Origin of the sequence: Parabacteroides sp. AF48-14, from assembly GCF_003477465.1 — a bacterium.
Taxonomy (GTDB): domain Bacteria; phylum Bacteroidota; class Bacteroidia; order Bacteroidales; family Tannerellaceae; genus Parabacteroides; species Parabacteroides acidifaciens.
Window position 1 is genome coordinate 137,695 of the sequence record NZ_QUDI01000001.1, and the last position, 12,888, is coordinate 150,582.

Consider the following 12,888-nt stretch of genomic DNA (forward strand, 5'->3'; position numbering starts at 1 on the left):
TTTTTAAGATAAACCGGGAAGGATAGTTAAAATAAATAAGTATATAAATTAATAAAGAGAGTGTATGATAAAACGTTTACTTACTAACAGAAAAAGAAGACAGGACTTCCGAAGTTCTATTTTTTGGATTGTATTATTATTGCTGTTCGCGGCTTCGGGGATGTCGCCGGCGATGGCGAAAGGTTATATTACGATTGACAAGGCTACTTTGGTGGATAGAGTGGCAACTGATGGTTTTATTGAATTAACGTTGCCTGCATTTAAGTCAGGAACTGATGACACAAGGGAGGGACTTAATAATTCAGAGCTTAAAGTAATGGTTGATGGGGATACTAGCACTATTGCGAGGTGTTTCCATTTTTACACAAAAAATCCCTGGGGGGATGAATGGCAAGATGGTTCGAAGAAGACATGGACTATGGGTAAGGATGATAAAGGTAATGATATCAAATGGGAGATTCCAACGAAGAATGTGGGGGGGCAGCAATATTATTTTATTCGTATAGACGCACGTAATGATAGTAAGGGCAGACCAAATGGTGATGCCCAATTTTCAGGAGATGGGATAAATTGGAAAGCACAAGGTGAATCAACAGGAATAGAAGGTGATGGTCAAAATGATTATATTTATTGGCTACCAGAAACGAGGGGAAGCGACAATGCTCTCGTTTGTTATCTGTATGTAAGATGGTATGTTCCCAAAGAGTTGGTTGAAAAGAATTTGGTTTTTATATTGGACTTAGGTATTGAGTATGATGGTGATGGACATTCAGCATATAATGCGAGAAAAACATTTCCTGTGGTTATAGGAGGTAAGTATCCGGCACCCAACCTGAGCTATAATTTATCAAATACTGCCGGAAATTATACAGTGACTTATTCGGGAGTGTCAAATCCCAAAGAAGGGTCTAAAATAGTGTGGAATGATGGTAAGGAAGAAAATGTAAACAATATAACAGGCAATAAGGATTTTTCTGTTTTGGATAAGGAACAGAATACGAAATTCACATTTAAATATCTGATCCATAATCATGGTAAAAGAGCGGGAAATGAACCGGTATATTATTCGAAAGAGGCAACTTGCATATTGCCACCTTTCCGGCAGGCACAAGGTATAAACTTAAAGGATCTCCCAGGTGGAGACACGGAAATCTCCTGGAGTACTAATAATGGCAACAGCGTCGCTGACTTCGGCACCGGCGACTTCGAAGTGCAGCGTTCTACCGACGGTGGGTTTGTCAATAATGTGAAAACGGTCGGGAAAGTGCCGTTTGGAACTTCCCCTTATGCTCTTACTGACAACACCGGCGAAGACAACCTGAACGGCGAGGTCTATTACCGTATCCGCCGTGATGCCGCGGCGCAATGGGGGTGGGAGTTCGCAACTGTTGCATCGACACCCAAAAAAATGACACACCAGTCTGTCGCTTCGGCTACCGCTGAAATGACAGATCCGACAGGAACCGTTAAGCTTGAATGGAAACTCGACGAGCTTGGCGCGAATGTGGCGACCACGGCCGGTGCTCAAATCTGTATTGTCAGGAAAGATCTGAGTGCGGGAGGTACTCCTACTTCGATCATTGTTCCGGATACAGAAGCAGAGAAAGGTTCTTATACTGATTATCTTCCAGTATTTTGTCATCGCTATCAATATGAGATTTATGTGAAGCCAGGCAATAATGCTTACAAGGAACCGGATGTGAAGACTAAGGTTTACAACATTACTTCAGGAAATTCAGAGAACGATCCGATTATCCCGTCCAATTTGGGGGAAATAACAGGAATCACCGTTTCTAAAGGTTACTATCCTGATTTTACACGTGTGGAATGGACGACCAATGGCAAACCGATCGATGAGTTTATCATTGAGCGACGGATATACGGCTCAACCGAGGGCTACTTAATGGCTGGTAGTCTGACCGGTGATTATACCATGTTTGAGGATACGAAAGGCAGTGCCGGAGAAATTTACGAATACCGGGTTATCGCTCGTGGCAAATGTGAAGGCATCACAACGGATAAACCGTCCGAAACGAGCGTCGGCTTCCGCAGCCCGACAGGTGTCATCAGCGGCCGTATTACCTACGATGGGACGGGGTATGCCAAGCCGGATGTCGTCGTCAAGTTGAAGCGCGATGCCAGCGTTGATCTCCAGCCGAGCCGCAGCCTTTTCTTTAATGGCTCTGACAACAGTTATATCGAGACGGACGACAATGTGACCCTGTCGTCCGGCTTTACCGTGCAAATGTATGTGAGGCCGACGGAAGTGAAAGAAGCCACCCTGTTTTCGGCAGGCAATTACCGGTTGGGACTGACTGCGGATGGCAAACCCTGCTTCTCGTCTGACGGCGGAACGAGTTACCTCGTTTTAGACACCGTACTCCCCACCAATGGTTTCAGCCACCTGACCGCAACGCGGCAGGCGGATGGAACGCTGTCTCTTTATGTGACCGACGTTAATGGGGAGAAAACCGCTACGGGGGGTTCTGGTGCATTCACTTCTGCCGACTCTAAAGTCGTAGTCGGAAAAGGATATAAAGGCTACATCGACGAGATACGCCTCTGGAACCGGGCGCTGACGGCTGCGGAGATTAAACGCGATTATAACCGCCTGCTGCCGGGTACCGATGTATCGCTGATCGCCTATTGGCGGCTGGATGATCCGGTGACGACGGAGTTTTATGATCTGTCGAACTATAATGAGAAATATAATGCCCGTCATGGCAAGATACATGATGCGACTTTGTGTACCAGAACGGAAGAAATCCCGACCGAACCGCAGCTGGGACTCTACGGGCTGACCGATAAGGAGGGGCTTTACCGTATTACCGGCGTGCCTTACAAGGGGACCGGTACGACCTATACGCTGACGCCGAGTTTCCCGAACCATTCGTTCGATCCCGGTTCGATGACTGTCGTGATCGGTCCGAACCAGACCACTGCGACGCAGGACTTCAAAGACCGGTCGTCCGTCCATGTCACCGGGTATGTTTATTATGAGAACACGACGATCCCTGTGCAGGGGGCTTATTTCCGCCAGGGTGAAAACTACATAATCGGTTCGGACGGCAGACGGGTCGAGACAGATAACAACGGTTCTTTCGATATCTCGGTCGATGCCGGAACCAAGGTGCTGGTCGTTGAGAAGGCTAACCATGTCTTTAAGGACGGCGGACGCTTGCTCGACAGCAACGGCAACAACTGGAACTTCGACGACCCGTTGACGAATATCCGTTTCTGGGACCAGACAAAGGTGAAGGTGATCGGGCGTGTGACCGGTGGCCCTGTCGAAAGCGGCAAGTCGCTCGGCTTTTCCCTTTCGAAGAACAACTTAGGGGATGATATACGACTGAAGTTGACGCTGCAAGGCAATTCAACTGCGAATCTGTCGGTGGTAGAGGCTGACAGCACTATGCGTCATCAGGTCTCTTTGGCCGGATGTACGAATAAGGTCTCCTACGAAAAGGACCAAATCCTGATTTATCCGAACGTGAAGACCGGCGAATATTACGCCTGGCTATATCCCGAAAAGTATCAGGTCGAAGAGGTATCTGTAAAGGGACATGGTGACTTACTGAAGGGCGCTGAGCTCGATTTGACAAACAAGCTGGACCTTCAGACCGACGAATATAAGACTACCTATACGGACGCTTCGAACGTGGAGCACGATACGATTTATTACCTCAGCTATCATGACCAGTATAGCTATACCTACCGGGTTGATCCTGCACTGACCTATAAACAGCTGAAACGCAAGGGAGGCGAGGCGCTGGATTATTTCGGTGACAAAACCTTCACCATGATGACGCAGACGGGCGAGAATGTCGAGATCACGCTTTATGATGAAGGTAAATATCTGTTCGATTGCCCGGTTTTCCATACGGCGACTTACTACTTTAAGGTGTTCAGCCACGAAGACTATTTCTATAATGACGTGCGGACAGGCGATGACGTGAGGGTCGACCAGGTCCCGACTGAAGGCGGCGATTTGAAAATTACAAATAATATGCAGGAGAACAGTGCTCCAGAGTCTGTGACACTCGATGAGACCGGAACGGCCGAAGTGGCGATTACTGTCAATAGCCCGGATATTGGGGGAAACTTCTTAGGCAAGAAGACGTTGGAATTTGTGGTAGGGAATACCAAGGCACCCCTGTTGACAGCGATCGTGCTGGGTATGCGTGTCCGGGGTAACAGCTACGTGACGGCAGGACCGGTCCGCCTGTTCAACATCCTGCGCGACCCTCCCGGAAGTAACAGCTATGCATATTGCGAAAAGGGACAGACATATACCTATTATTCTTCTTATGCCACCGGAAAGGCGCATAAGGGGAGCGAAACGGTCAATTCGTATTTCGGTACGGAGGTTGAAACCGGATTTGGAATCATGGTGAAGAATGAGGCTATTAATACCGTTGGTATAAAAGCTGAACAGGAGGTTTCAAGTAGCGATGCGAATGCAGAGGCATTCTCGATCACGACGACTTCCCGTTACCAGACGAGCGACGACCCGCTGTATGTGGGTGCCGATGGCGACCTGTTCTTAGGAACGACCAGCAATATCTTGTATGGGCCGGCTGATGATATTACGATCCTGACAAAAGAGGAATATCAAAGACTGGTGGATGCAAAAGGAACTTCCGGTATTTATGGAGAGGAAAGTCAGAAATTGCTTGAAACCGAAAATTATGTCGTAGTGAAACGTACTGCTTTGAGCATTGGCGTGAAACATGATACCTTCTTTGCTTATCCGCAGATATTTATAAAGACAACATTGATGGATAATATCCGTGCTTTGCGTAATTCCCTGTTTGCTCCTTACGGAACGACAGAGTCAGAGGCGAAATCGATAGCCAAAACGACTAATAAGCCGGTCTACGTCACACACCGTAAATCCGATGAGGAGGGATATGGCGAGGATAACAAAACCAGCCGGAAAGACCCCAGTATTACACCGGAGGATAGCGCATATATTTCGGATGGCGACAGTTACACGGTCTACCTGCCGGATAGTAAATTCGAAGGATCTACCGACTCTGTGTATGTACTGAACCAGAGTATCCGGGAATGGGAACGGGTGCTTGAACAAAATGAGAGAGAAAAGCTCGAGGCGACAGACTTGGTCAATAATTATTCGTTCCAGGCGGGTGCCTTGATTGAATATGCGGAAGAAATGTCGCATGCTGTAGAATCGACTCATACCTATAATCTGATTGCGGGGGGCGGTATGCTTGGCGATTTGGGATTGCGGGCTGCCGGAGTCGGGGTGATTGTCTCGATCGAGGAATTAGGCTATGGCACAAAGGATGAAGAGAGCACCTCTTCGTCCGAAGACAGCCGTTCTTCCGGATTTGTGCTGGCAGAGAATGGCGATGACGATTATTTGAGCGTCGATGTCTATCGTGTGAATGCGCCGATGATGGAGGGCGATCATTTTAATGATGGTTGGAGTTCGGACCTGGGGTCATATATTAAGACAACGCAGTATGGTAATTTCGTGTTCCGTACAAAAGGGGGAGCGACCAGTTGTCCGTATGAAGGAGAACGTCTGACCGAGTACTATATACCGGGATCGGTTCTGGATAAAGCGACGCTTAAGATCGAGAACCCGAAGATTTCGGCTGAAAAGTCTGTTGTTTCGAATGTGCCTTCCGACCAGGCTGCCGTGTTCAAACTGAACCTGTATAATGAGTCGGAAGCGGCCGAAGGTTGTTATTTCACACTCTCGGTGGTGGATGCTGCTAACCAACATGGCGCCAAGTTCTCGATGGACGGTGTGCCTCTGGGTGAAGGACGTGGTATTCTGGTCGACTATGGTGAAGTCTTGCAGAAGACGCTTGAGATACGCCGGGGAACGGAGTATGACTATGAAGACCTGGCTGTCGTCTTGAAGTCGCAATGCCAGGCGGATCCGACCGATTTTCAGGATATCATTGCCGATACGGTTTATATTTCGGCTCATTTTATCCCCTCGTCGTCGGATATCAATATAAAAAGTCCGTCGGACAAGTGGACGTTGAATACATTGTCGCCGGTCGATTCGCTTGGCAAGTACTATATGCCGCTGACGATCGATGGTTTCGATGTGAACTTCCAGGGTTTCGACCATATCGAAATCCAGTCCAAGGCTTCTTCTGAAGCGGATACGAAGTGGGTGAAGATTTGCAGCTTCTATAACGACTCTGCTTTATGAGGTGGCTACGGGTACGAAGGAGATGATTGACGGGGCGACTGTCACTGCCAACTTCTACGGCGCCGAAGACCAGAAGTACGATATCCGTGCCGTCACCTTTAGTAAGGTGGGCAATGAGTTCGTTACGAAGTCATCTCCGATCATCTCCGGTGTGAAAGACACCAAACGGCCGGTTGTGTTCGGTAATATCCAGCCTGCCGACGGCGTGCTGGGCATCGAAGACGAGATTCGCTTGAATTTCAACGAGGAGATTGCCGAAGGGTATATGACGGATGTGAAGAATTTCCAGGTGACGGCGATCCGCAACGGTTCGCAGGGGGACCACAGCACTTCGCTGACGTTCAACGGCGATTCCGCTTATCTGGCTACCCAGGCGGAACGTAACCTGACGAACAAAGACCTGACGGTCGAAATGTGGGTGTTGCCGGCTGCGCTCGGACAGGAGATGACATTGTTTAGCCACGGCACTTCGACCAATTCGCTGGTTCTTTCGATCGGTGCCGACAAGTCGGTGAAGGTACGGATCGGCGACAAAGAATATACCTCCAGACCGCAGGATTTCAAGACAACGGACTGGGCGCATGTGGCCATGAGCTATAAGGCTTCCAACCGGCAGCTTTCGGCTTACTTCGGCGGTATCGAGGTGATCGCCGGCGTGCAGACGGATTCTTATACCGGCTCCGGACCGATGCTCTTCGGACGGGATATGAAGGGAGGCAACTTCTTTGCCGGCAAGATGCACGAGGCGCGCGTCTGGAACAAGGTGGTGAGCCCGAGCAGTCTTGTTGCCAACAAGCTGACGATCTACACCGGAAAGGAATTAGGTATGCTGGCTTATTATCCGATGACAGAAGGCAAGGGTGACAAGGTGACCGATAAGGCCCAGGGAGCTACTGCCTGGATTTATGGCGCCGAATGGAGTACGCTCGACGGACTCTCTGTCGCTTTCAAAGGCGATACGATCCTGACGGTCAACTCTTCCCGCATTCCGCTGACGGATGAGCAGGACTATACGCTCGAATTCTGGTTCAAGGCGTTTACCGGACAGAAAGATGCCGCTTTGGTATCGAATGGCAAAGGATTAGGTGAGGAGAATAACACCAGCTATAATAAAGTGTTTGTCGGATTTGCAGGTGGCAAGCTTGTCTTCCGCAATAATGACCATGAGGAGGAAGTGGCAGGCCATTGGGCCGACGGCAACTGGCATCACTTTGCCGTCTCCGTGAACCGGAATGCTGGTAATGCCCAGATCTTTATGGACGGAGTGTTGAATACCTATTTCGATGCCGGCAAGCTGGGCGGTTTCTCGGCTACGGAACTGAACCTGGGTGCACGCCGCTGGACAGAGGCTGCCCAGATGGTGGATCATACGGATATGTATCTGAAGGGGCAGGTCGACGAACTGCAACTCTGGAATATGGCGTTGCCTTCCACTTACATCGGAAATAATTATAATGTGTGTCCGAAGGGCACGGAAATGGGCTTGATGGCTTATCTGCCTTTCAGCAAGTATATCACGAACAGTGCAAACGTCAAAGAGATGGTATTCAGTGGCGAAGATGTGGTGACCGATTCTACGCTTGTCGCAGACGGAAGCAAGTTTGTCTCCACCGAAAAAGCACCTGTACGCGCCAAAGGGCCGGAAGTAGATATTCCGTTCACCTTTGTCGTGAATAAAGATGCTTTGGTCATCAACCTGATGGATACGCCCGAAGCGCTCGAAAAGACAATTGTCAACTTTACGGTGAAAGAGGTGAGCGACCTGAACGGAAACCTGATGCAAAGTCCGGTGACCTGGAGTGCCTACATCAACCGTAACCAGTTGAAGTGGAGCAAAGCATCCGTGACGAAAGAGAAGAAGCTGTATGCCCAGATGAGTTTCACTGTCGATGTGGAAAACCAGGGCGGTACGGAGAAGAACTTCACGATCGAGGGATTGCCGGCATGGCTGTCTGCCGAACCGATGTATGGCACGATCGATCCGTTAGGAACACAGACGATCAACTTCACGGTAGACGAAGGTACGAATGTCGGACGTTATGACGAAGTGGTCTATGTGAAGGGTGATAATAATGTGTCCGAAGCATTGCCTGTCACGCTGAAAGTGTTTGACGAACAACCGGACTGGATGGTTGATCCGGCCGACTTCAAGTACAACATGAATATCTACGGTAAGCTGCGGGTGAACAGGCTTTTCTCGACGGATGCCGAAGATATGATCGCTGCGTTCGACAGTGACGGACGTTGTGTGGGGGTTGCCAACAACCAGTATTTGAAGACGAATGATATGTGGTATGTCTTCATGACGGTTTACGGCAATTCGATGACCGGTGATAAATTGGAATTCCGCGTATGGGATGCCAGCACCGGATTGGTGTACGATGCGTATTCGTCGGAAACGATCTCTTTCAAGAGCGATGACGTGAAAGGCTCCGCCATGAGTCCGATTGTCTTTGATGCGGAAGAACGCGTAATCCAGAATATCGGTCTGAAAGAGGGCTGGAACTGGATATCCTTCAATGTGGCAAGCGAACTGCTCTCCGATCCGGAAGGCCTGTTCAAAAAGCTTAACTTCGAAGGAGACGAACTGGTCAAGGATGAGACGACTGCAACATTCTCCGCTTACGATCCTGTGGTTAAGGATTGGGTGGGCGATCCTGTCAAGTTGGATAACCAGCATATGTTCCTGTTACAGTCGCCTGTGAATCAGAAGTTGAGTGTGTCGGGTGTCGCTATCCACGATAAAGACAGCCTGACGCTTGACATCGCCAAAGGGTGGAACTATATCAGCTATTTGCCTACTGTCAACTTGCCGATTGTGGAAGCTTTGAATGGTTATGAAGCCAAAGATGGAGATATTATCAAATCGCAGAATGCATTCTCTATGTATGGTTCGGTTACCGGTTGGTTAGGTAGCTTGAATTATCTGGAGCCGGGCAAAGGGTATATGTTGTCCAGTGCGGTTGCCGGCAAGCTGGTCTATCCGGATATGTCCGCCGGTGGCAGGTTGCGGAGTGATATCCAGACTCGTTCTGCTTCGATGACGGAAGAACCGGTTTACCCGGATAACCGTTATGAAGCCAATATGTCGGTGGTGGCTACCATTGCTGAAAACTTGCCTGTCCATACCGGAGACAAGCTGTTGGCATATTCCAAAGGCGAGTTGCGCGGAGCCGCTACGCTGACCGAGAATCCTGAAAACGGAACGCCTCTATATTTCATAACGGTTGGTGGTACCGGAAACGAAACGGTATCTTTCGCCCTTGAACGGAATGGCGAAATCATAGCCCAGACATCTCCGGTGTTCGACTATCGTGCCCATAATGTACAGGGTAGCATCGAACAACCTGTGATACTCGATTTCATGAACGATCTGCAGATATCGGTTTATCCGAATCCGTTTGAACGTGAACTGAATTTCGTTATGAATACGGCACCGGGCGATAAGGTGGAAATCTATCTCTATACCTTAGCCGGGCAGATGATGTACCGCCATGCGGAAACCTGTGTGGCAGGTGGCTATTTGCATCATCGTTGGGTTTGTAATGAAGAATTGGCACGTACGGTCTATATGGCTGTAGTGGTTGTGAACGGACAGAAAAATGTTTATAAAGTCAGAAGAAAATAATAAGAAGAATGAATCGAATCAATATGAAAAGTGTAATTAACTATATGATTCTTTTTGCAGTCTCCACCATGGTGTGGAGCTGCAAATCGGATGAGCCGGGACCTGTGACGGTCCCGGAACCCGAGTGGAAGCTGGACCTGGTGGAGAATGAGCCGGCTCCGACATGGAATACTCCGGGGAGCGGAATCTACCAATTCAGTATGACCGCAATTATCCGTTTGTCGGAGTTTCTTGAGACGTATGCAGATGCGAACGATGAGATATCTGCCTTTGTCGGAGATGAATGCCGGGGTATTGCGACTGTAAAAGAGAACAACGGGGTCAAGCTGTTTTTCCTTTATATACGGGGTAATTCGGCTGAAGCCCAGAAGGTGACGTTGAAGTATTACAGTGCGAAAAATAAGAAAACGTATGTTTGCCAGAACTTGTTGGAGTTTGAGCAAAACGGAACGTACGGGAAAGTGACGAAACCAGCGGTTCCTCCGTTTGAAGAATCCGGCAAGTATCCGGCAGTAATGACGGCTGTTGTGGCTTTGCCTGAATCCGTGCCGTTCGATTATCGTGACAAGGATATGCTGGCGGCTTTTGTCGGGGCGGAATGTCGTGGAGTCGGTACGCTGAAGGATGTGAATGGGAAAAAGGTCTATCTGTTTGAGATTCGTGGGAAGAAGGATGAGTCGGCTTCGGTCTATTTCCAATATTACAGCTTGCAAACAAGCGGTATTTATAGGGCGGCTGAAACATTCCAGTTCAGTAATGGTGGAAATAGCGGGACAGAGGAATCGCCATTCCAGCTTTCGCTGCAGCCGGTCACAGAATAGAATCTGTTTTTTATTTATGCATTTATATTGGAAAGGGGAAGCCTGTGAAGGCCCTCCCCTTTTCTTGTTTATTTGCTCGCCTTCAATCCCCGTATAACAGAGGAGGTGAAGCCGGAAAGTTCCATTTCGTTTAGACCTTTGATCGTGATACCGCCCGGTGTCGTGACCTTGTCGATTTCCATTTCCGGGTTGCTTTTGTTTTCTAACAACAGGTCGACTGCGCCTTTCACGGTATGGACTACGATTTCCTGTGCCTGCTTCGGGTAGAAACCCAATTCGACACCGCCTTCGATTGCGGCACGGATATAGCGCAGGGCAAAGGCGATACCGCTGGAAGCCAGGGCTGTTCCGGCTGACATCAGGCGCTCTTCCACCAGCATTGCATTTCCCAATTCATTAAAGATATCGATGATCAGGTCTGTCTGTTCTTTGGAGGCATTACGGGCAGCGACGAATGTCATGCTGCTGAGTACTTCGATGGCTGTATTCGGCATGATACGGAAAATCGTCGGAGTGGCCAGGCAATCGTCGAAACCTGTGTTTTTGGTCAGATAGGTGTTCAAGAGGTCGAACGTGATACCGGCGGCGACAGAAACGATTATCTGTTTGTCGTAATTGAGCACGCCTTTGATCTGGTCGACGATCTCTTCTACGCGCCACGGCTTAACGGCGATAACGATAATGTCGGCTTCTTTAACCGCTTCCACATTGTCCAGCGACAGGACAAAGTCGGGATCAGCCTTTTTCATTTTTTCCAAAGTAGCTTCTGACTGTGCCGTACAAGTGATGTCGGATGCTTTGAACCTGTTTCCTTTTGCCAGTCCCCGTGCAATAGCGCCCCCAATGTTTCCGGCGCCGATAATCGTTATTTTCATGTCTTTTTAATTACTAATTATTAAGGGTTACAAAGATATGAATTTAATTGTCAATTGTTCATTGTCCGTTGTCAATTAAAATAGTATCTTTGCCCATCAGAATTAATCTTATAACAAAATATAAACAGATTTACATGAAAAAGACAATTTTTGCAGTTGGTATGCTGTTCGCCATGACGATGTCTGCAACCATTCATGCACAGGATTCGGAGAAGAAAGACAATGAAGAAGGCTTTGTGTTTACGACGGTAAAGGAAAACCCGATAACCTCGATCAAAAATCAGAATCGTGCCGGAACCTGCTGGTGTTATTCAACGATGGCATTCCTGGAATCGGAATTGCTTCGTATGGGAAAGGGTGAATATGATTTATCCGAAATGTATATAGTTTACAATACTTATCTGGATCGTGCAGATGCAGCCGTGCGTACTCATGGAGATGTATCTTTCTCACAGGGAGGTTCTTTCTATGATGTCATGTATGGCATGAAAACATTCGGACTGGTTCCGGAAGCAGAGATGCGCCCGGGCGTGATGTATGGCGATACATTGAGCAATCATACCGAACTTTCCGCTCTTACAGATGCAATGGTGGCAGCTGTTGCCAAAGGCAGATTGCGTAAATTGCAGTCGGACGACAATAACGCTATGTTGTGGAAAAAGGCGGTTGCTGCCGTTCATGAAATATATTTGGGCAAAGCTCCCGAAAAGTTCACTTATAAAGGAAAGGAATATACTCCGAAGTCATTTTATGAATCTACAGGGCTGAATCCTTCTGACTATGTGTCTTTGACGTCTTATACGCATCGTCCGTTCTATACGGAGTTCCCGATCGAAGTCCAGGATAACTGGCGTCATGGTATGTCTTACAATTTGCCAATCGACGAACTGATGGAAGTATTTGACAATGCCGTTAATACCGGTTATACGATTGCTTGGGGAGCTGATGTGAGCGAAGCCGGCTTTACTCGCGATGGTGTGGCTGTTATGCCTGATGGTGAAAAGATCCAGGAACTGAGTGGTTCTGACATGGCTCATTGGTTGAAAATGAAACCGGAAGAAAAGAAACTGAATACGAAGCCCCAACCACAGAAATGGTGTACGCAGGCAGAACGTCAGTTGGCTTATGATAACTATGAAACGACAGACGACCACGGTATGCAGATCTATGGTATCGCTAAAGACCAGGAAGGTAATGACTATTATATGGTGAAGAACTCTTGGGGTACGGATAACAAATATAAAGGAACCTGGTATGCATCCAAGGCTTTTGTCCGTTACAAAACCATGAACATCGTTGTTCACAAAGATGCACTTCCTAAAGCTATCAAGGCTAAATTAGGTATTAAATAAACAGAGACGGAATCCATAT

The 12,888-nt window shown here is 48.2% G+C and carries 5 protein-coding genes; 4 read left to right on the plus strand and 1 reads right to left on the minus strand.

Annotated elements, in window-relative coordinates:
- The first annotated feature begins 64 nt into the window (after positions 1-64).
- From DW083_RS00590 to DW083_RS00600, 3 genes are read left to right on the plus strand one after another with little or no spacing between them, the layout of a single operon-like run.
- Positions 65-6,193 carry a LamG domain-containing protein gene (locus tag DW083_RS00590; RefSeq protein ID WP_122331071.1) on the plus strand — a complete coding sequence of 2,043 codons (6,129 nt, stop codon included), beginning with the start codon at positions 65-67 and terminating at the stop codon, positions 6,191-6,193.
- Position 6,194: 1 nt separating this feature from the next.
- Complete coding sequence (locus DW083_RS00595) at positions 6,195-9,821, plus strand: LamG domain-containing protein (RefSeq protein ID WP_122331072.1); 3,627 nt, start codon at positions 6,195-6,197, stop codon at positions 9,819-9,821.
- A 23-nt stretch (positions 9,822-9,844) separates the two neighbouring features.
- On the plus strand, positions 9,845-10,642 hold the full coding sequence (locus DW083_RS00600; protein ID WP_122331153.1) for a hypothetical protein: 798 nt from the start codon (positions 9,845-9,847) through the stop codon (positions 10,640-10,642).
- A gap of 68 nt (positions 10,643-10,710) precedes the next feature.
- Here DW083_RS00600 and proC read toward each other — a convergent pair whose 3' ends face one another.
- Positions 10,711-11,517 carry a pyrroline-5-carboxylate reductase gene (proC, locus tag DW083_RS00605; RefSeq protein WP_115497902.1) on the minus strand — a complete coding sequence of 269 codons (807 nt, stop codon included), beginning with the start codon at positions 11,515-11,517 and terminating at the stop codon, positions 10,711-10,713.
- 110 nt (positions 11,518-11,627) lie between these two features.
- Here proC and DW083_RS00610 point away from each other — a divergent pair, with 110 nt between their 5' ends.
- Positions 11,628-12,869, plus strand: a complete 1,242-nt coding sequence (locus DW083_RS00610; protein ID WP_255419768.1) for an aminopeptidase C — start codon at positions 11,628-11,630, stop codon at positions 12,867-12,869.
- Positions 12,870-12,888 lie beyond the last annotated feature (19 nt).

Coding starts and splice junctions, on each gene's coding strand:
- DW083_RS00590 (WP_122331071.1), top strand. CDS start 65: ATGATAAAACGTTTACTTACTAACAGAAAAAGAAGACAGGACTTCCGA.
- DW083_RS00600 (WP_122331153.1), top strand. CDS start 9,845: ATGAAAAGTGTAATTAACTATATGATTCTTTTTGCAGTCTCCACCATG.
- proC (WP_115497902.1), bottom strand. CDS start 11,517: ATGAAAATAACGATTATCGGCGCCGGAAACATTGGGGGCGCTATTGCA.